At 65.7% G+C, this 19,045-nt stretch carries 22 protein-coding genes and 1 tRNA gene; 10 read left to right on the top strand and 13 right to left on the bottom strand.

What is annotated here, in order from left to right; all coding sequences use genetic code 11:
• Positions 1 to 20 precede the first annotated feature (20 nt).
• Complete coding sequence (locus ACK4SV_RS04635) at positions 21 to 1,040, top strand: TraB/GumN family protein (RefSeq protein WP_409916634.1); 1,020 nt, start codon at positions 21 to 23, stop codon at positions 1,038 to 1,040.
• A 25-nt stretch (positions 1,041 to 1,065) separates the two neighbouring features.
• On the opposite strand, the gene ACK4SV_RS04630 is transcribed toward ACK4SV_RS04635, so the two are convergent.
• The 4 genes from ACK4SV_RS04630 to ACK4SV_RS04615 form a co-directional block, all read right to left on the bottom strand.
• Positions 1,066 to 1,473, bottom strand: a complete 408-nt coding sequence (locus ACK4SV_RS04630) for a helix-turn-helix domain-containing protein (RefSeq protein WP_409916633.1) — start codon at positions 1,471 to 1,473, stop codon at positions 1,066 to 1,068.
• 107 nt (positions 1,474 to 1,580) lie between these two features.
• Positions 1,581 to 2,396 carry an inositol monophosphatase family protein gene (locus tag ACK4SV_RS04625; RefSeq protein WP_409916632.1) on the bottom strand — a complete coding sequence of 272 codons (816 nt, stop codon included), beginning with the start codon at positions 2,394 to 2,396 and terminating at the stop codon, positions 1,581 to 1,583.
• A gap of 32 nt (positions 2,397 to 2,428) precedes the next feature.
• Positions 2,429 to 2,827 carry a helix-turn-helix domain-containing protein gene (locus ACK4SV_RS04620; protein WP_409916631.1) on the bottom strand — a complete coding sequence of 133 codons (399 nt, stop codon included), beginning with the start codon at positions 2,825 to 2,827 and terminating at the stop codon, positions 2,429 to 2,431.
• Between the two features lie 285 nt (positions 2,828 to 3,112).
• Positions 3,113 to 4,021 (bottom strand): N-formylglutamate amidohydrolase, encoded by a 909-nt coding sequence (locus ACK4SV_RS04615; RefSeq protein ID WP_409916630.1) that lies wholly within the window; start codon positions 4,019 to 4,021, stop codon positions 3,113 to 3,115.
• Positions 4,022 to 4,188: 167 nt separating this feature from the next.
• Here ACK4SV_RS04615 and cpdR point away from each other — a divergent pair, with 167 nt between their 5' ends.
• The 4 genes from cpdR (at position 4,189) to ACK4SV_RS04595 (ending at position 6,135) form a co-directional block, all read left to right on the top strand.
• Positions 4,189 to 4,548, top strand: coding sequence for a cell cycle two-component system response regulator CpdR (gene cpdR / locus ACK4SV_RS04610; RefSeq protein ID WP_409916629.1), 360 nt, complete (start codon positions 4,189 to 4,191; stop codon positions 4,546 to 4,548).
• 126 nt (positions 4,549 to 4,674) lie between these two features.
• Positions 4,675 to 4,749, top strand: a tRNA-Val gene (locus tag ACK4SV_RS04605).
• A 126-nt stretch (positions 4,750 to 4,875) separates the two neighbouring features.
• Positions 4,876 to 5,343, top strand: coding sequence for a rhodanese-like domain-containing protein (locus tag ACK4SV_RS04600; RefSeq protein WP_409916628.1), 468 nt, complete (start codon positions 4,876 to 4,878; stop codon positions 5,341 to 5,343).
• 105 nt (positions 5,344 to 5,448) lie between these two features.
• Positions 5,449 to 6,135 carry a hypothetical protein gene (locus tag ACK4SV_RS04595; RefSeq protein ID WP_409916627.1) on the top strand — a complete coding sequence of 229 codons (687 nt, stop codon included), beginning with the start codon at positions 5,449 to 5,451 and terminating at the stop codon, positions 6,133 to 6,135.
• 10 nt (positions 6,136 to 6,145) lie between these two features.
• Here ACK4SV_RS04595 and ACK4SV_RS04590 read toward each other — a convergent pair whose 3' ends face one another.
• The 6 genes from ACK4SV_RS04590 to fliL form a co-directional block, all read right to left on the bottom strand.
• Positions 6,146 to 7,354 carry an acyl-CoA dehydrogenase family protein gene (locus ACK4SV_RS04590; protein ID WP_409916626.1) on the bottom strand — a complete coding sequence of 403 codons (1,209 nt, stop codon included), beginning with the start codon at positions 7,352 to 7,354 and terminating at the stop codon, positions 6,146 to 6,148.
• The gene (locus tag ACK4SV_RS04585; protein ID WP_409916625.1) at positions 7,351 to 8,274 is read right to left on the bottom strand and encodes an oxygenase MpaB family protein; all 924 of its coding nucleotides are present in this window, start codon (positions 8,272 to 8,274) and stop codon (positions 7,351 to 7,353) included. Before ACK4SV_RS04585 ends, ACK4SV_RS04590 begins: the two co-directional genes overlap by 4 nt.
• A gap of 126 nt (positions 8,275 to 8,400) precedes the next feature.
• Positions 8,401 to 9,198 carry a ThuA domain-containing protein gene (locus tag ACK4SV_RS04580; protein WP_409916624.1) on the bottom strand — a complete coding sequence of 266 codons (798 nt, stop codon included), beginning with the start codon at positions 9,196 to 9,198 and terminating at the stop codon, positions 8,401 to 8,403.
• Between the two features lie 71 nt (positions 9,199 to 9,269).
• Positions 9,270 to 9,935 carry a MotE family protein gene (locus ACK4SV_RS04575; protein WP_409916623.1) on the bottom strand — a complete coding sequence of 222 codons (666 nt, stop codon included), beginning with the start codon at positions 9,933 to 9,935 and terminating at the stop codon, positions 9,270 to 9,272.
• Positions 9,936 to 9,939: 4 nt separating this feature from the next.
• Entirely contained in the window at positions 9,940 to 10,434 is a 495-nt protein-coding gene (locus tag ACK4SV_RS04570; protein WP_409916622.1) for a DUF6468 domain-containing protein, read from the bottom strand.
• Between the two features lie 4 nt (positions 10,435 to 10,438).
• Positions 10,439 to 10,942: a flagellar basal body-associated protein FliL gene (fliL, locus tag ACK4SV_RS04565; RefSeq protein WP_409916621.1), complete on the bottom strand. Its 504-nt coding sequence runs from the start codon at positions 10,940 to 10,942 to the stop codon at positions 10,439 to 10,441.
• A gap of 127 nt (positions 10,943 to 11,069) precedes the next feature.
• On the opposite strand from fliL, the gene fliF reads away from it, so the two are divergent.
• The 5 genes from fliF to ACK4SV_RS04540 are packed head-to-tail and all read left to right on the top strand — an operon-like array spanning position 11,070 to position 15,414.
• Positions 11,070 to 12,632, top strand: coding sequence for a flagellar basal-body MS-ring/collar protein FliF (fliF, locus tag ACK4SV_RS04560; RefSeq protein ID WP_409916620.1), 1,563 nt, complete (start codon positions 11,070 to 11,072; stop codon positions 12,630 to 12,632).
• A complete protein-coding gene (locus ACK4SV_RS04555) occupies positions 12,625 to 13,218 on the top strand; it encodes a hypothetical protein (protein ID WP_409916619.1) in 594 nt (197 codons plus the stop codon). The genes fliF and ACK4SV_RS04555 overlap by 8 nt, the downstream gene beginning before the upstream one ends.
• Positions 13,219 to 13,242: 24 nt before the next feature.
• The gene (locus ACK4SV_RS04550) at positions 13,243 to 13,566 is read left to right on the top strand and encodes a FliM/FliN family flagellar motor C-terminal domain-containing protein (protein ID WP_409916618.1); all 324 of its coding nucleotides are present in this window, start codon (positions 13,243 to 13,245) and stop codon (positions 13,564 to 13,566) included.
• The gene (gene fliP / locus ACK4SV_RS04545) at positions 13,559 to 14,326 is read left to right on the top strand and encodes a flagellar type III secretion system pore protein FliP (protein ID WP_409916617.1); all 768 of its coding nucleotides are present in this window, start codon (positions 13,559 to 13,561) and stop codon (positions 14,324 to 14,326) included. Before ACK4SV_RS04550 ends, fliP begins: the two co-directional genes overlap by 8 nt.
• Complete coding sequence (locus tag ACK4SV_RS04540) at positions 14,323 to 15,414, top strand: FliG C-terminal domain-containing protein (RefSeq protein WP_409916616.1); 1,092 nt, start codon at positions 14,323 to 14,325, stop codon at positions 15,412 to 15,414. The genes fliP and ACK4SV_RS04540 overlap by 4 nt, the downstream gene beginning before the upstream one ends.
• A 51-nt stretch (positions 15,415 to 15,465) precedes the next feature.
• Here the strand turns inward: ACK4SV_RS04540 and ACK4SV_RS04535 are convergent, their stop codons facing one another.
• Genes ACK4SV_RS04535 through flgK form a run of 3 tightly spaced genes read right to left on the bottom strand, consistent with a single transcriptional unit; the run spans position 15,466 to position 19,010 of the window.
• Positions 15,466 to 16,578, bottom strand: a complete 1,113-nt coding sequence (locus ACK4SV_RS04535; protein WP_409916615.1) for a flagellar basal body P-ring protein FlgI — start codon at positions 16,576 to 16,578, stop codon at positions 15,466 to 15,468.
• 4 nt (positions 16,579 to 16,582) lie between these two features.
• Positions 16,583 to 17,560: a flagellin gene (locus tag ACK4SV_RS04530; RefSeq protein WP_409916614.1), complete on the bottom strand. Its 978-nt coding sequence runs from the start codon at positions 17,558 to 17,560 to the stop codon at positions 16,583 to 16,585.
• Positions 17,561 to 17,564: 4 nt separating this feature from the next.
• Positions 17,565 to 19,010: a flagellar hook-associated protein FlgK gene (gene flgK, locus ACK4SV_RS04525; RefSeq protein WP_409916613.1), complete on the bottom strand. Its 1,446-nt coding sequence runs from the start codon at positions 19,008 to 19,010 to the stop codon at positions 17,565 to 17,567.
• Positions 19,011 to 19,045 lie beyond the last annotated feature (35 nt).

Raw genomic sequence — 19,045 nt, 5'->3', positions numbered from 1 at the left:
ACCACAAAGGAAGTCCGCGCTTGATCAAACCTGCTTTCGCCTTTGCGGCTTTTGCCCTCGCCCTGATGCCGCTCGCGGCCTGCACCCCTGCGGGAGGGGAGGCGGGATCATCGGCGCTTTCTGGCGCCGCGCCGCCGCCGTGCCGGCCTGAAGCCCGGATGGCGTCAGCGGACGCGCGCAGCGCCCTGGAAGCGCAGGCCTTCGCCGAAGCGCAGGCCAGCCACGGCAGCGGATCCCCCGCCCTGTGGACCCTGTCTGATGAGGACACGACCATTCATATCCTCGGCACCGTGCACCTGCTGCGGCCCGAACTGGATTGGATGTCGCCGGAAATCCGTGCCGCCATCGAGGGCGCGGACAAGATCGTGTTCGAGGCGGACACGACCAGCCCGCAGGCCCAGCGCGAGCTGATGGCCTTCTTTGCCGGGCACGGCATCTTCAGCGATGGCCAGCGGCTTTCGAACCTGATGACGGAGGAAGAGGTCGCCTTTGTCAGCGAGGCACTGACCGCGGTGAACCTGCCCTTCGATGTGCTGCAGACGATGCGGCCCTGGTTTGCGGCGATCAATATTTCCGTGATGCAGCTGACCGCGAGCGGGTATGATCCTGAGGCCGGTGTTGAGAGCGTCATCCAGCAGATGGTCGCAGAGCGGGGCCCCCGGTTCGCCTATCTCGAGACGGCCGACCAGCAGCTCGGCGGGCTGGCGGCGCTGGATGATTGCGAACAGGTGAGTTTCCTGCTGGCGACCGTGGAATCGCTCGATGAGGGTGTGGAGATGCTCGACATCCTGATCGGCGAATGGGCTGACGGGGATGTCCACGGGATCGGCCTCCTGATGGCAAACCCCGAGATGATTGGCTCGCAGGCGATCTATGATGTCATGCTCACCGACCGGAACCGGCGCTGGGTGCCGCAGATCGCGGCGATGCTGGACGAGCCGGGCACGGTGCTCGTGGCGGTCGGCGCCGGGCACCTGGCCGGCGAGGACAGCGTGATCACGATGCTGCGGGACGAAGGATTTGCGGTCGAGGGGCCGTAGGGGCTTCAGCGCGGCCGGCGCGAGGTTACGCCTTTCGCATCAGCTTGCCGGTCTTGGATACGGTGCTGCCGCATTGGCTGCAGGTCCAGCCGCCCCGCAAGGCCTGGCCTACGGATTTCGGTGTCCGGATGGCGGGCAGGGGATGGTCGCAGACCGGGCAGGACCGGGCGCTGAGGTCGATGGCCCAGGCATCGGGCACCGACAGGCTGACCCCGATCGCCGCGCCGCCCGTGAAGCGCACGCCATGCCGGGTCAGGCCGCTGTAAATCTCCTCCCGGCTGGGGCCGCTGATCTCCTTGCCGCTCTCGAAATTGCGCAGGGTTGCGACGCCGATATCCAGCACCTGTGCGAGTTCGTCGGCGGTTACGCCGAGCAGCGCGCGGGCTGCCTTGACGTGGTTGGGGGTGAGCTGTTCTGCCTTGAATCGCGCCATTTCCTGAGACTCCAGATTATATTTTCCATATAAATATGGATGCCTGCTTCGCAAGTCTTTTTGATATAAAAAATATAATCCGAAGGTGCGGGCCGCTGTCTGCGCAGTCAGTCTGCCGCGCGCCGGAGGGCGAGGAGGGCCTGTTCAAGCACGCCCTCGCTGGCGGCGCAGACGATCTGGCCGCCGAGGCGGGGCGTGTTGCCGCGCCAGTCGGTTGCCAGTCCGCCGGCGCCGCGCACGACCGGGATCAGGGCCGCCACATCCCAGGCTTTCAGGCCTGACTCCGCGACGAGATCGACCGTGCCGCCGGCAAGGCGCGCATAGGCATAGGCATCGAGGCCATACCGGCTGATGCGGGCTGCGGCGCGCAAGTGGTTCCAGGCGCCCTGTTCGGGCGGGGTGAAGATGAAGGGATCGGTGGTCGCGATGGTTGCCTCGCGCAGGTCCGTGCAGGGGGAAACGGCAATCGGCGCGCGCCCGGATGCGGATTCCAGCGCCGCGCCGCCCGGCCAGCCGAGATAGCGCTCGCCGACGACCGGCTGGTCGATCAGGCCGATGACGGGGGTGCCCTCCGGATCGGCGAGCGCGATCAGCGTGGTCCAGACCGGCAGGCCGGCGACGAAGGCGCGGGTGCCATCGATGGGATCAAGATACCAGCGCCAGCCGGTATCGGAGGCCGTTTCGGGATACTCCTCGCCGGTTACCCCGTCGCCGGGGCGTTCGATGGCGAGGATGTCTCGGATCGCCCGCTCGGCGGCGCGGTCGGCCTCGGTGACAGGGTCGAAGCCCTTCAGGCCGGTGCCCGCGCCCTTGCCGTCAATGCCGGCAAGGTTGCGGAAATGCGGGGCAATGGCGCTGCGGGCAGCATCCGCCAGACGGCCGATCAGGGCGAGGTCAGGGGAGAGGTCGGCAAGGCGGGTCATGCGCGAGGCGATGCCCCGCGCAGTCCATAAGGTCAAGCAGCGCCGGAGTTGGAATTGTCCTGCTCGAAGGCCTTGGCGAGTTCGAGAAGGCGGCGGCGGGGGCGCTCGCCCAGCCGGTAATAGGCGCGCACGAGTTCCAGCGTTTCCTTCTGGGAGAGGATATCGCCTTCCATCTGTTCGGCATCATTGGCGGCGTTGGGAACGGTCTCTGCGGCGGGCATCCCGTCGAAGAAGTATTGCACAGAGACATTCATGGCGCGGGCAAGGTCGAACAGGCGCGAGGCGGTGATCCGGTTGGCGCCGCATTCGTATTTCTGGATCTGCTGGAAACGCACGCCGACCTGGGCGGCCAGTTCCTGTTGCGTCATGCCCAGCAGGCGGCGGCGGCGGCGCAGCCGTTTGCCCACGTGAAGGTCGATATCGTCAGCCATAGGTCCCTCTCCCCTTGATGAGTTGGTCGGGACCGGCAGAGTCCCAAATCAGGAAAATCGCGTAGTTTCTACGCAATTGCCGTGCCGGGCGGGGGAAAGTGCCTGAAATCCGGGCAAGTGAGGGTAGCGCTCACGGGTGCGGCCAAACACCTCTTGGATGTTTGTGCGTCGCAACATAGTTTGGGTCATGCACTTCGGTGCAGACGCCTCTGGCGTTTCCTCCCTTTGACTTCGGCCGCGCCCCTTGGCGCGGCCCTTTTTTGCGCCGGTAAAAACTTATATTTTTCAGGGATTTGGCTTCAGCGGGGGGGCGCTGAAGTCGGCGATATCCGCGATTACGGCATCAATCACCCGCCGGAGGGCCGGAAAGTCCGCGCTGCGGGCAATCTGGTGCTCGTCCATGTAAAGCCCGCGGTTGATCTCGATCTGAAGGGCGCTGAGGCCGCGCTTCGGCCGGCCATAGCGCCGCGTGGTGTAGCCGCCGGCATAAGGCGCGTTGCGGGCGACGCTGAGGCCGTGATTGCGGAAGATGCGCTCGACCCTTGTGATCAGGCGGGGCTCGCAGCTGGCCCCGAACCGGTCGCCCAGCACGATGTCCGCCAGGTTGCGGCGCCCCGGCTGAACCGAGGGCATCGAATGGCAGTCAACCAGGATGGCCCGGCCAAACTCGGTGCGCAGGCGCTCGAGTTCTTCGCTGAGGAAGCCGTGATAGGCGTCATGGATGCCGGACAGGCGCTGCTCGCCCTCCTCGCGCGACAGAAGCCGGCCATAGATTCCCTCGCCGCGCGCGCCGACCCGGGGCAGGCAGCCGAGGCCGGCCTCGACCCGGGGTGTCGGCTGGGCGCAGGCGCGGGGTGGGCCATCTGCGAACATTGACGGGTCGAGTTCATGCGGGTCGCGGTTCAGGTCGACGACCGAGCGGCCATAGGCGGCGGCAAGCAGCAGGGCGCCGTGCCGGGGCGCAGCGGCAAACAGCTCGTCGACATAGGCATCCTCTGTGCGGCGCACATCCATCAGCGGCACGCAAAGCGCCTCGACCATCGCCTCCGGATAATGCGAGCCGGAATGGGGGCTCGCAAACACGACCGGCACAGGTGCCCCCTCCGGTTGCGCCAGGGTAAACGGCGCGTCCGGCACAGCCGGGGCAGGGCTGTCTGCCGGGGCGAGCTGGAAGGCAGTGGAGGAATCGGGCATCTTTCCTATGGTTTGCGCTTCAGTCCCAAGGTCAAGCGCTTTCAGCGGCAGCGCGACCGGGGCACAAAGATGAACACGCAAGGCCCGCGCGTTCACGCCTGATTTACCATCGCCGGGCTTTATGTGGTATTGGCTGAGTCGCACCATCAACAGGGGGCATCCTGCGCGTGACAAAGATCCTGCTCGCAGAAGACGATGATTCGATGCGCTCCTTCCTGGCTGCGGCGCTGCGCCGGGCCGGGCATGACGTGCAGGACTATGCCGATGGCGAAGCCGCGCTGCAGGCGCTGGAGCGCGAGGTGTTCGACCTGCTGCTGACCGACATCGTGATGCCGGGCCTTGACGGCATCGAGCTTGCCCGCCGGGGCGCCGAACTCGACCCGGCCATGAAGATCGTCTTCATCACGGGCTTTGCAGCGGTCGCCCTGTCGTCGGGCACGCCGACGCCGGCCGGGGCGAAGGTGCTGTCCAAGCCCTTCCACCTGCGGGAAATCGTCGAAGAGGTCGACAAGGTGATGGCGGCCTGAGGCTGCGCCTGGCACTGGCTCGCCAAAGCGGGCCGGCGCCTGCTGAAAGCGCGCTTGACGGGCGCGCGCCGATTGTCCATTACGCGCACTTCTTCCGGAATTGAGGGCCCCTCGCCCCATCCCGGCGGGCGGTTAGCTCAGCGGTAGAGCACTACGTTGACATCGTAGGGGTCACAAGTTCGAACCTTGTACCGCCCACCATTGCTTGTCTCACTGACTGACCGGAGATGCAGCGATTTGTCCCGTGGGCTGGCGTCTGGCCAGATCGCCCCGGGCGCGGAAGCCTGTTAGGCTGGTAGCGTGCGACAATCAAAAGGGGAGAGACGGATGAACATGAAAAGCCTTGTTCTGGCAGTGTCGGCGCTGATGGTGGCGGGCTTGAGCCATGCCGGCGAACCCATGACGGTCGAGGAGGTTGCCCGCGCTGCGCGTGACGGCGTCACCTTTGTGGACAATGACTACATCTCCGCCCGGCAGGCGGCGAACCCGGAGCTTCTGCTGCTGGATGTCCGCTCGGAAGGCGAGTTCAGCATGGGGCATATCCCGGGCGCCCGCTCGATGGCGCGGGGCGTGGCCGAGTTCCGGATGGCGGAGACCGTGCGCGATGCGGATGCGGAGATCATCCTGTATTGCGCGACCGGGGCGCGTGCGGCCCTCGTGCAGAAAGCGCTGGCGGAGCAGGGGTATCGCAATGTGTCGGCGCATGAGGGGTTCGATACATGGGCGGCAGCAGGGCTGCCGGTCGAGAACACTTACGGCACTTTCCGGCTGATCGAGCGCAAGCGGGCGGATTGATCCCGCGCGCTGCCGGCGGCGGCGCAGAGAGGCGTCTGGAATGTCCTTGAACCGCGGATCTGCCAGGATAGGCTGGTCGCTGCGATCCGACAGAGGGAGGCGCGTGTGGCTTATCAGGCTTTGAAGTTTGCCGGCCTGCTGGCTGTCGTTCTCTGCCTGACCGGCTGTGTCACGCGGCGGGAGCATGTCCTGGCGCCTTCGGCGAGCGGGATTGTCATCGAGGCCTATACCCACCAGCCGGTCGAGGGCGCGGAGGTGCGGTATGCCGGGCTGGAGGGGGCTGCGCCGGTCGTGACCGGTCCGGACGGGCGGTTCACCCTGGAAGGGCTCACCGAAATGCGCACCATCGTCGCAATGCCTGTGGGCGGCGTTTTCAGGGATACGGCGCTGGTGCGCGCGGCTGTGCCTGGCGGCGGGCAGAGCTTTTCCAGCGCCGAGTTCATCAATGGCGGCCGGCCGGCACAGGCGCTCTATAAGGTGACGATCCTCGTTTTCCCGGAAGGTGCCGAGGCGCCGCCGCTGCGCGCGCTGATGCAGGATTGCCTCGACAAGCCGCAGCAGGACCATGCGGTGCGCATTGTCGATTATGTGTCCCGCCTGGATGCGGAGGAATGGCCGGACTGGCTCGATCAGGATACCGCGTCGGGATTGTACGAGTATGTGCGCCTCGCGCTGCCATCCTCGCTGTTCCTTGCCTGCGAGAATACGAGCGAGGCCTATGACATGTTCCGGGCGCAGTCGGAAACGCTGTGGGAGACCGCCCATTCTTCTGCGAGGGCGAGCGCGCCGTAGCGCTTGCTCCTCAAAGCCCCAGCTGGCCCTTGGCGAGGATGCCGCGCTGGATTTCGTTGGAGCCGGCATAGATCGAGCCGGCGCGGTCGTTGAGGTATTTCGCGGTTGAGGTGACGGCGCTGTCCGGTCCGGCCTGCGCAGTGTTCAGCCCCTCGAAGCCGGGCACTGGGCCGCCGGGCGAGGTGTGGTGCGGCTGGAAGGGCGCGGCGTAGACGCCGGCAAGTTCGAGCGCCAGTTCGGTCAGGTGCTGGCTGAGCTCGGTGCCGCGAATTTTCATCATCGAGGCCTTCAGGCCCGGCGTGCCGCCGCGGGCAAGCTCCGACATCTGCTGTAGCTCGGCCGCTTCGAGGGCGAGGATTTCGGCCTCGGCACGGGAGAGTTTGGCGGCGAAGGCGGCATCCAGCGCGCCTTCCTCGGCGGCGGTGATGCGGATGGCGCGCAGGCGCGCGAGCAGGCGCGGGCCGTAGGAGGAACCGCCGCGCTCGAATTCCAGGAGGTATTTGGCGACCGTCCAGCCATCATTGATCCGGCCAATGACGTTTTCCTTCGGTACACGGACATCGGTGAAGAAGACTGCGTTCTGGATGTGCTCGCCTGACAGCATCAGGATCGGGTCGACGCGCACGCCGGGCTGGTTCATTTCGATCAGCAGGAAGGTGATGCCTTGCTGCGGCTTGCCGGAAGCATCCGTGCGCACGAGGCAGAACATCTTATTCGCTTCATGCGCATGCGTGGTCCAGATTTTCGAGCCATTGCAGAGGAAATGATCGCCCTGGTCGATGGCAGACATGGTGAGGGCGGCAAGGTCCGAGCCGGCATGGGGCTCGGAATAGCCCTGGCACCAGAAATCCTCGCCGGAGAGGATGCGGGGGAGGTAGTGATCCTTCTGCGCTTTCGAGCCATGGCCGATCAGGGCGGGCCCGCACATGCCGATGCCCATGGGCGAGAGCGGCGGGGCGCCGGCGCGGGCCATCTCGACATCGAAGATATAGCGCTGGGCGGGGGTCCAGCTTGTGCCGCCATATTCGACCGGCCAGGAGGGCGCGGCCCAGCCCTGTTTGACGAGGATCTGCTGCCATTTCAGGGCGATGGGCTTTGTGGCGTAAACGCTGGTCATGCGCCGGGCATAGGCGCTGAGGTCTTCGGTCAGGTTGCGTGCGAGGAAATCGCGGACCTCTTCGCGGAAGGCTTCTTCCTCGCGGGTGAAGGAAAGATTCATGCGGCGGCTTCCTGCGGCGCGGGTGCGGATTGGGCCGCGCTCAGCAGGCGGCGGCGTTCGGCAGCGGATTTCCAGACATAGCTGCGCGGCAGGCCGAGGCGTTCGGCGGCCTCTGCGGCGGGGCCGGTCAGGTCAGGTGTGTGTTCGGCGGCGGTGGCCATCGCCTTGACGGTCAGGCGGCCCAAGGGGGAGAGATTGTAGTCCTTGCCGAGGCCGAGGCGGGCGCGCACTTGCCGGGGCAGGATGTCGACAGCGGCATGGACAAGCGCGCTCTGCAGGCCTTTGGGCACGCCGGGGGCTGCGCGGCCGGAGGTCATGATGGCGAGGAATTCGGTATTGATGGGGTGCGGCTCAAAGCGCGGCAGCAGGTGGGCGAGCATACAGTTGAAATGCTCCAGCGATCGCAGCGGGTGCTGGACACCGTAGAGGCGCGCGACGGGTTCACCTTCGGTAAAGAAGCGGGTGATCTCGTCCTCGGTCAGCTCCCGCACGAAACGGTGATAGGCCATCAGGAAGCCATAGCCGGCGGTGGCGCTGACCCAGTCGAGCAGTTCGGGGTCTAGGGCCTTGTAGGCTTCGCCGCCGGGTGTCTCGCCCTGCACTTTCGAATGCATGTTGGTGACGCCCTGGATCACGCGGCGGGCGGCGCTCTGCGGGCCATAGACGCCGACCATGGCGGCGATGCCGGTGCGTTTCGAGCGGCCGATAGGATCGGTCTTGAAGACCGAATGATCCCAGACGCCGGAGCGGATGCGGGCATCGGCGAATTCCAGGAGGACGGCGCAGACCCCGCCAATCGCCAGCGCGACGGGGTTCTTGAACACCTGCCAGGAGACCGAATCCGGCGCGGCAAAGGCCGGCTCGCCCGGCGGCTGGGTGTAATCGACCTTCCAGCCGAGATAGGTCTTCTGTTCGCTCATGCGCTCCTCCCCAGGGCGGCTCAGGCAGAGTAGGCAGGCTGCGCCCACCAGCAAGGGGCAACGCTGCGTCAGCTGCCCGCCTGATTCTATGGGCTGAATGGTACAGCCGTTCTTCTTAACAGGGACTCACTCCTCCCCGGTCAGGACCCAGCCGAGGCCGGCGGAGAGGTGGGTGAGGAAGAGGGGATCGGTGAAACTCTCGGCGGTGTGGCCCATGCCGGTGTAGAAAATGCGGGCGCCTTCAAACTCGTGGCGCCAGGAGATGGGCTGGAGCGAGGTGTCAGGCTCGCCGATGGAGGCGGGGTCGAAGGCGGCCACGATCTGCAGGTTCGCGGCGTCGAGATCGGAGAAATAGTACCATTCATCGACCCGGGCGAAGCTCGGCGGCAGGGCGCGGACGGTCACATCGCCGGGCTTGAGCAGGATGATGCGGGCTTCCGGCGTGCCGGGCGGGTGGCGGGCGAAAGCGGCGCCGATCATCCGCCGGTACCAGGGCCAGTGATAATGGGAATCGGCGGCGGCGTGGATGCCGGCGATGCCGCGCCCGCTATGGACAAAACCCTTGAGGGCTGCGCGGCCGGTCTCGTCCAGCCATTCGCTGGAGGGGTCTTGAGGCTGAGTTGTGGCGCTCAGCAGGATGAGCGCATCGAACGGGGCGAGGCCTTCGGCTGTGAACACGGCCGGGTCTTCACTGGCAGTGAAGGCATAGCCCGCCTCTGCTGCGAGGCCCCGGAGGGCCGCGATGCCGGGCTCGATAGAGGCGTGCCGGTAGCCTGTGGTGTGGGAGAAGACGAGAATGTGCGGCGGCGCGGCGGCGGGCTCAGTGGTGGCTGACGGGGCGGGCGGCGCGGTGCAGGCCGCAGCGATCAGAAGGAGGGCGGCGGCCAGCCAGATGCGGAGAGGGGAGATGGGTGCGGCGGGCATGAGGCCTCCCCTTGAGCAGCGGTAGCGCTCACTTTTAGCAAGGCCGGGGCCTTGGGGAAACCTCTACCGGTTCAGTTCGAGGCGAGCCGGGCCGGCGGCGCGTTGCGGACATCATTATTCATGCTCGCAAGGCGCACGCTGACAACATAGGCCTTCTGGCTGTCCATATTGGCGAGGATCAGCCCGGCCTGGTCGCTCTGGATCAGGCGCAGGAAGCCGGCGGCAAAGCCGGGGTCCATCTGGTTGAAGATCTGCGCGGCCTGGTCGGGCTTCATGACCGAATACATCTGGGCAAGGTGCTGGACATCGGCGTCAGAGACCGACTGGATGGCCTGCCAGCGCTCTTCCAGCGCAGCCTGAAGCGCGCGAAGTTCGGCGGTGCGGCCCGTGAGCTCGGTTTCCCAGGTCTGGAGCTGCAGCTGTTTCTCGCGCAGCTCCTCGCGGCCGTTTTCAAACAGCCACTGGTCTTCCTGCAAGGCGGCGGCGGTCTCGGCGGAGAAGCAGATCTCGCCGGGAGGGGCTGTATTGCGACGGTCCGGAAGGCTTTGCGAAGGGGCTTGCACCTGCGTGCTCGCGCCGGCTGCCGGATTGGCAGCGGCGGTCGCCGGGGCAGGGGCATTCGGCTGCTGCTCAGCAAACGCGATGCCTTCCGGGAGGAAACGGGTGATCCCGCCGATCGTGAACAGGACCCCGAGGGTCAGGAGGACATGGCTGCGATTGGGCGTCAGGCTGCTCATGGGGTCACGCGGTCCGGCTGCGGGGAGGGGTGTAGTCGTCGGCGCCGGCGAGGCGGGCGGGGCCTGCCTGGCTGTCGGTCAGGTAGCGCATCTGCCGCATCAGTGCGGACATTTCTGTGATCCGCTCGCGCGACTGGCCGAGCACATCGCGCATCATTGTGTTGAGTTCGGCCTGGGCGGCGTGGACCTGGTCGGCGGCGCGGGTCTGGGAGGTTTCCATCTGCATGATGGTGGCCTCCAGCCGGTCGCACATCTTTTCACCCTCGCCGATCAGATAGGTCAGGCGGTTGGCCATCGTCTCGACCCGGGTGCGGGTGTCGTGGGTCGCCGAGGACATCGCGGCGACCGAGTTCGACAGGGCCGTGATCGTCGCGCCGAGGCCGTCGCGCGTGTTCTGCAGCGCCTTCAGGCGCCGGCTGAGCACGATACAGTAGGCGCAGGCCGCAAAGGAGACGAGGAAGATAGCGATGTCTGTCGGCTGGATGCTGGGGATGTCCATGGGCCTACCTCAACAGGAATTCCGTAATCAGGACGCCGTTTGACACAGCCGCGCCCAGCACGAGTTCGGAGCGCCGGGCGAGCTGTTCGCGCAGGTGCGGGTAGAAGCCCGGATCTTCGAGATCGGCGAGCTCGATCGAGCGCAGATAGGTGTTGAAGGCATCGACCAGCATCGGCTGGGCCTGGCGCACGCGAGGGGCGCCGTCCTTGCCGGTGATGACCGTGATGTTGAGCTTGAGGTAGCGGGTGGCCGGGGAGCTGCCGATGGTGATCAGCACTTCGCCGACCTCGACATAGGTCTGGTCCCGCGCCAGCGGGGGCGGGGGAGCGCCCGTGACCGGCGCGCAGGCGAGCGCCGCCGGCGGCTCGCTCGGGGAAAGCAGGTAAAACAGCCCGAAGGAGCTGACCAGCGAGGCCGCAGCCACGATCAGCAGCCCGGCCAGTGCTCCGCCGGACTTCTTTCCACCTTCTGTTTCACCCGCGTCTTTTGCGTCGGGTTTCTTCGCCATCTTGTTACCAAGTCTACCATGTGAGGCAGGCTCAGTTAGACGAAGTCCCGGTAAAGATAACCTTAACGTTTTGGCCCGATTTTTTAATCATTGCAGCAGATTCGAACCCAGCCGGTGCCTCCCGTTCATGAAATTCCTTGAAACCCTGAAAGCCCTTTCGCCGGCCAAGCAGTTGATGCTGGCCGGGGCCATGCTGGCGGTCATCCTCGCCGTCTCGCTGATCGCCCGGGGGGTGACGCGCGAGCCGATGGCGCTCCTGTATGCCGGGCTTGAGCCCCAGGTCGTCGGCGATGTCATCAAGGAGCTGGAGCGCAGCGGCGTGCCCTACGAGATCCGGGGTGAGGCCGTTTTCATTCCGCAGGGCAAGCGCGATCTTGTCCGGATCGAGCTGGCCTCGGCCGGCCTGCCGCGCCAGTCGGTGCAGGGCTATGAACTGCTCGACCAGGTGAACGGCTTTTCGGTCACATCGGAGATGTATAACGCCGCCTATTGGCGGGCCAAGGAAGGCGAGCTGACCCGGACGATCCTGGCGATCCCCGGGGTGACCTCTGCCCGGGTGCATATCGGGGCGAACCTGCGCTCCGGCTTTGCCCGATCCCAGCCGCAGCAGACGGCCTCCGTGACGTTGACTTCGGCGCGCGACCTGACCCAGAGCCAGGCCGAGGCGATCCAGTACCTTGTGGCGCTCGCTGTCTCCGGCCTCAAGGCGGAGGATGTTGCCGTTATCGACCCCAGCAAGGGCATCCTCGCCGGTCCGAAAGCCAGCCGCATGGCTGAACCGATGGTGGCCGCAGAGGATCATGCCTCTGCCATCGAGGAAAAGATCATGCGGCTGCTCGATCCCCGGGTGGGGGCGGGCAATGCGCGGGTTTCGGTATCGGTGGATGTCAGCCGGGAACGACAGCGGACGTCTGCCGTGATGTTCGACCCGCAGTCCCGGGTCATCCGAAACCGGACGACCAATGACGTCAACGAGACCAATACGGGCGGTGCGGGCGGTGTTACTGTGGCCAGCAACCTGCCGCAGGGCGCCGGAGGCGGCGCTGGCGGCGGCAGCTCCACACGCAATTCGACCGAGTCGATTGTGTTCGAGATCAACGAGACGCGCACCGAGGTCGAAACACTTCCCGGCCAGATCCAGCGGATTTCGGTGGCTGTTCTGTTGAACCTTCAATCGCTTGGCATTGACCCGGCTGCGGCAGATGCCGGCGCCGCGCAGGCACAGGCTGCGGCAGAGTTCGAGCGGCTGATCGCCTCGGCGGCGGGCCTGAACCTTGAGCGCGGGGATACGATCTCGGTCGAGCTGATGCCGTTCCAGCCGATTGCCGCCGAGGAGCTCATGACGCCGCCGAGCCTGATCGACCAGCTGATCGAGCGGTATTTCTGGTCGGCGCTGCAGGCGCTCCTGCTGGGCGTGGTGATCATCGTGCTTGTGTTCGGCGTAATCCGTCCGATGCTGATGCCGCGCCCGGGCGCAGCGGCGGCGGATGGGCCCGCGCCGGGCGCTGCAGGCGTTGCAGCAGGCGGTGGGCTCAGCGCTGCCCCGGTTGAGGCCGACCCGTTCACCTACCTCCAGGACTATGCCAGCGAGCGGCAGGATGAGGCCGCAGCATTGCTCCAGCAATGGCTGAATGAAGACCAGCAGCCCGCCGCCTCGCCGCTGGCGCGAAAGGTCGCGGTGAATGAATAGCGCCGTATTTTCCCATCTGCCGCGCTTTCATCCGCAGACGGATCGTCAGCCAGCGGACTGGCTGCGCATCCTGGCGTCGGGTGACAGCGCGCCGCCTGAAACCGAAGTACCCCTGCCGGTGGCGGACATCAGCGCCCCGGTTGTGGCCGCTGTTCCTGCGCCTGAGGCTGCGCCGCCAGCTGCCGATGGCGCCGCACTCGAGGCGGCCGTCAGGCACCTTGCGGGCCTTGCAGCGCGGCTGGAAGCCGAGGCGCGCAGCAAGGCGGCTGAAACGCTGAAGGCTATGGCCGCCGAAGTATTGCCGGAACTCTCGCGGGCCTTCCTGGCCGATGAGATCATGCGGCACTTGCCGGCGCTGGTGCCCGTCTCGGTGCCGCACTTCGAGATCAGGGCTGAGCCCGGCGTCGCCAGCAGGCTGGGCGAGCTTGCGGCGACGCACCCCGCGCTGGCCGGGCGTTTCGATGTTGTGCCGGAAGAGGGGGCAGGCGCGGGACGCGCCGAAATTTCCTGGCGCACGGGCGGCGTCACCTTCGAGACAGAGAAGCTGATACAGGCCTGTCTCGCCCGGCTTCGCGCAGCGCCCTGAAAAATAAAAAACAGGAGTAGATAGATGGCACTTCCAGAAAAAAGCCCGGAAACCTCCGCCGGAGAGGATCGCCGGGATAGTTCCTCGCGCAACCAGTATCGCCGGTCGATTTACAGCGTGCCGGTGACGGTGACTGTATCGGTTGGCCAGAAGCGGCTGAGCGTGGCCGAGATTCTCGAACTCCAGCCCGAGACGATCATTACACTGATGTCCAAGATCGACGACCCCGTCGACCTGATGATCGACAACAAGCTGATCGCCAAGGGCGAGCTGGTCGAGACCGATGACGGGCAGATTGCCGTCAAGATCGTTGAAATCATTGAGCGGGCCCCGGGCGGGAATGACTGATTCGCGGGCTGCCGGCCGCGTTCTTCTCCTGCTGGTCCTCGCGGCCGGCCTGTGTTTTCCTGCCTTCGCGCAGGCCGCGCCGCCGGCAGCTGGCGGCCTTGACGCCCTTCTGAGCGACGATGGCAGCGGGCGGCTCAGCGGCTCGGTCATCCAGCTGATCCTGATCGTCACGGTGCTGAGCCTTGTGCCCGGCATCGCGATGATGGTCACCTGCCTGCCGTTCATGGTGATCGTCTTCTCGTTCATGCGACAGGCGATCGGCGTGCAGCAGGCGCCGCCAAACATGATGATCATGGCGCTTGCGATGTTCCTGACATTCTTCGTCATGGAGCCGGTCTTCTCGGCCGCCTGGGCGCAGGGGATCGAGCCTTATATGAACGGCACGCTGGAGGAAGAGGCCGCCTGGCAGCTGACAACCGCGCCGTTCCGGACCTTCATGGCCCTGCGCACGGACCCCGAAGCGCTGATGACGCTTGCCGATGCCGTCAACCGGCCGGTAGGGGAGGGGCAGGAGCCGCCTTTCTCGCTGCTGGTGACGGCCTTCATGCTGAGCGAGATCAAACATGCCTTCCAGATTGGTTTCGTGATCTTCCTGCCATTCCTGGTGATCGACCTGGTGGTCGCCTCGGTGCTGATGGCGGTCGGCATGATGATGGTGCCGCCGACGGTGGTGTCGCTGCCGTTCAAGATCGGATTTTTTGTGCTGGCTGACGGCTGGCTTAAGATCACGGAAGCTATTCTGCGCGGATATGCAGCATGAGCACTGTTACGCCGCTTCCAAGCCGTGATGCCCGCGCCGCGGCAGGTGCGGGCGGGGCGCCTGCCTCGCTGCGGGTGGCATCGCTGACCCCGCCGCAACGGGCCGCAGTCGTCATTGCGCTGATGGGGGAGGGCGCGGCGAAGCCCATTGTCGAAAAGCTGGATGATGCGGCCGTGGCCCGGATGGCAGCGGCGCTGGAGACAATCACGTATCTGTCGCGCGATGACCTTGTGGAGATCGTGATTGATTTCCTGACGCAGCTGCGCAGCACCGCCGGGGCCATGCGCGGCGGGCGCGGCAAGGCGCGCGAAGTGATGAGCGGGATCGTCGAGCCCGGACGGCTGAATGCGGTGTTCGGCGGGCCCAGTACCCCGGCGCCGGTCAGCGATGAGGGCGACGCCTGGGAACGGCTGAGCCGCCGGGATCCGAAACAGGTGGCCGACTATCTCGGCCGCCTGACGCCGAATATCATCGCGCTGATCCTGCGCCGCCTCGATCCGTCCGTGTCCTCGAACATCATCTGCCATCTGAAGGATGACAGGCTGCAGCCGGTGATGGCGCAGATGGTCGAAGCGCCGCGTGCCGATGCGGGCATCGACACGGTTATCGCCCGGATGGTGGAGATGGAGTTCCTGAACCTGCCGCAGGATGAGGCGGCGGGCGATGACGGGCATCTGGAAACAATCGGCGAGGTGCTGAGCCTCATTCCGACAGACAAGCGGGAGAACCTCGTCGGCTTCCTGCAGAGCCGGTATGAAAGCAAGCTGCCGGTGATCCAGAAGGGGCTGTTCACGGTGGAGGGACTTCCGGATCTTCTGCCGCGTGCGGGCGTGCCGGCCGTGTTACGCGAGATCGAGCAGGCAAAGCTGCTGACGCTGCTGGCGAGCCTTTCCGGGCGTTACCAGGCGGCGCAGGATTATCTCCTGTCGAATATCTCCTCACGGATGGCAGATCAGTACCGGGAAGACATCAAGTCTGTCCGCGCACCGGCTGGCGAAGAGGCCGAGACCATTCAGCGAGAGTTTCTCACCCAGCTGATGGACATGCGCCGGCGCGGCATCATCACGATCAACAAACCAGACCGCTAATCCAAGGCGTGCCGGGCGGACCTTTCCAAAGGTCCGTGTGCAATTTGTGTGTCAGCGGATGACCAGGTCTGCGTGAAGGGCGCCCGCCGTTTTCATGGCGCGGATGATGTCTGCCATTTCCTGAGGTGAGACGCCGAGGGCGTTCAGACCGGTCACGAGCTGGGACAGCGTGACGTTCGGGTTCAGCATGGCGATATTGTTGCTGCCGGTCTGGGTGATCTGGATGTCCGAGCGCGGCAGCACCATGGTTTCACCGGGCGAGAACGGGTTCGGCTGAGAAGCGACCGGCGTTTCGCGGACCTTGATCGAGATGTTTCCCTGAGCAATGGCGACCCGGGAAATGGTCACATCCTCGCCCAGCACGATTGTGCCGGATTTCTCGTCAATCACGATCCGGGCCGGGGTTGCAACGGCCACGGGCAGGTTCTCGATGATGGCAAGGACGCGGGCAGGGGATTCCGACATGCCGCGCAGGTCCAGATCGACCGTGCCCGGATCACGCATGGAGGCGACCCGGAAGCCCATGGCGGCATTGATCGTGTCTTCAATGCGGGCTGCCGTGGTAAAATCCGGCGAGCGGAGGGAGAGGGACAAGGTGCGGTTGCGGTTGAAATCGTAATTCACTTCACGCTCGATCGAGGCGCCGTTGGGGATCGACCCGGTTGTTGGCGTGCCGCGCGTTTCGCGGGCAGCCTGGGCGCGGACATCTATACCGCCGACGATGATGCTGCCCTGCGCGACAGCATAGACTTCATTGTCGGCGCCTTTGAGGGGCGTGAGGATCAGCATACCGCCCTGCAGGCTGGAAGCATCGCCGATGGAAGAGACCGATACGTCGATCATGCTTCCATTGCGGGCAAACGGGGGCAGGGAGGCGGTGACAAGGACGGCGGCGACATTGCGTGGCTTGATGTCTTCGCCCTGCACATTGACGCCAAGGCGTTCGAGCATGTGGGTGAGCGAATCCTCTGTGAACGGTGAGTTTCGCACGGTGTCGCCCGTGCCGTTGAGGCCGACCACGATGCCGTAGCCGACGAGATCGTTCTGGCGGACGCCTTCGACGGCCACCACATCCCGGATCCGTGTCTGGGCCTCTGCAGTCTGGGGCAATGAGAGCATCAGCACGGAGAGGGCGGCGAGCGCGAGGCAGGCGGTGCGGAACATGGCGTTACCTCAGGAAGTTCAGGAGGGTCAGGTTGGAGAGACGGGTGGTGAGCAGATAGGAGGCTTCCAGGCCCGCCTCGATCTGCTTGAGTTCGGAGGCGGCTTCGTACTGGTCGCGGCCTGTCAGCGTTTCGAGCAGGCCCTTCAGGACAGTTTCCTCTGTGTCCAGAGCAACCTGGCTGCGCGCGATGCGTTCCTCGTGAATGCCGATCTCGGCGCGCAGCGCCGTCAGCGCCGTGCGGCCGGACGTGATCCGTCCGGCGGCGGCCTCGACAATCGCCGGCGAGTTCCGGAGGACAGGAATGTTCTCATCCGTGCCGGAGAGGGCGAGGATAGCGAGGCCGGAAATCAGCTCGGTCAGGGCAGGGTCTGTCGCCGTGACGCTTTCGGCGTCTGCTGGATTGGGCGTTCCGCGATAGATTGCGGTTTGCCAGGGGCCGGCCGGATCGTTGAAATACGTGTCCACTGCGGCTTCGAAGGCGGCAGCGCTTGGCGCACCGGCGGCGAGCTGGCGGATATCGGACAGCAGCGCTTCCGGGGAGCCGAAGGGCGCTGTCGCGGTCGCCTCGCCGGAAAACAGGAAACGGTCGCCATGGCGTACATTCAAAGCTGTGAAGGCGTCTTCCAGCGCTGCGGCAGCATCGCGGGCCGCGACATTGCGGCCGGCTGTGTCGCCGAGGCCGAGCGCCGACAACATGCGCACATCGATCCCGTCCACCCGGCCGTGGATCTGGCCAAGGCTGCGCTGGGCGATCGTCAGCCGGGCGGCGCGCAGGTCGAGTTGCTCGCGCTGGGCCGTGATGTCGTCGACGGCTTTCTGCGCGAGCATGGCATTGCCGATGCGTCCGCCGAGATGCTTTGTCAGGTCTGCATGTTTGCCGGTCACCGCTTCCTGCGCGACGGTCTCGCTGCGCGCGCGCAGGTCGGCAATGTTCTTGCTGAACAGTGCGGAGACGAGGCTCTTGGATGGGGTTACCTGCATGGGATCACAGCTCCATCAACACACGGATCATTTCACTGGCGACCTGGATGACGCGCGCATTGGCGGCAAAGGCCTGCTCGATCAGCAGGAGCTGTTGCATCTGGTCATCGATGTCGACGCCGGTGAGGCGTAGTTCGGCTTCCATGAGCGTCGCGTGCTGGGCGGTGGCAGCGGCCGCGACGCCTTCATGGAAAAGACGGGTCTGGCCGGTCAGGGAGGCAAACTGGGCGGCAAGCTCGGTTGCCGAGAACAGGCCCTGAAAGCCGTTGGAGTTGACAGGCTGGCCCGTGCGGAAAGCGGCCTGCAGGACAGAGAGGATGCCGTTGTTTCCGGGCGGGCCTTCGGTGACCGCATTCATCCCGTCGCGCAGGCGCCACAGTTCACCGCCTTGCTGGGGATCCGCTGCGGCATTGATTGCCAGCCGGGCGGCAAGGCCGGGGCCGCCAGCCGGATCGGCGTCTATGAAAAGGCCGGGATCGCCGGGCGCCAGCGTCGGATCGGCGCTGCCGGAGAAGCGGGAGATGAGATCGGCAGCGATGAAATCGAGTTGCGCGCTGAAGGCCGGCAGGTCCTGATCGCGCAGCGTGAACAGCGCGCCGAAAAGGCCGCTCGAAACCGCCCCGAACGAGGTGGAGCCGGGTGTCAGGGGTGTGCCGTCTACGGATATTCCGGACAGGGTGCCGCCGGCGAGTGTGCTGTCCGGCGTGAAGGCTGTGCCCGGCTGGAATTCGATCTGGCGGGCATTGCTGACGAGCAGGAAGACACCTTCCGGCGTGATGACATCGATAGCGCCTGCGTCGCGCTCGATCGCCTTGACCGGCATGTATTCCGAGATCGTGTCGAGCGCGCGCTGGCGCTCATCGAATAGGGCAGCGGCTTGCGCGGAGGTTCGATCAATGCCGGCAAGGCGGCGGTTGAGGGATTCTATTTGCTGGAGTGCTGTGTTGACCGTGTCGACGCCGGCTGCGATTTCGCGGTCTGCCTCGGCCCGCAGGCTGGCTGTGTATTCCGAAAGGCTGGCGAGTTCCCGGGTGATGCCTTTGGCGGCATTCATCAGCAGGGTGAGGTTCGTTGCTGTCTCCGGCGCTGTCACCGCGCGGGCGAGGGCGGTGTCGAGGTCCGAGAATGCCTTGAAAAGCCCGCTGCCATCCGCGGTGCTGCCGAGGCGGGTGGAGAGGGCCTTCCAGGTCTGGGCGAGCACGGTTGCCTGCGCGGTGTCGCTGGTCAGCGCCCGGCGTTGGGACTTGATGACTGCATCTGGCGCCCGCTCGATACCGACGACCTGGACACCGGAGGAACGGCCCCCGCTGATCGTTTCGCTGACAGCGACCGAGCGCCGGACATAGCCCGGCGTCGACGCATTGGCGACGTTGGCCGCCACGGTCTCGGCCCGGAGGCCGGACACGTGGAGGCCGGTACGCGCGATATTGAGGGCGCTGGAGATGCTCACTCAGTGGTTCCCTTGCTTGGGCCCTTGCTCGGGCC

The organism is Hyphomonas sp. (genome assembly GCF_046313735.1).
Classification (GTDB): domain Bacteria; phylum Pseudomonadota; class Alphaproteobacteria; order Caulobacterales; family Hyphomonadaceae; genus Hyphomonas.
The sequence above is the reverse complement of the archived record's forward strand: the minus strand, read 5'-3'. Positions and strand labels throughout refer to the sequence as shown.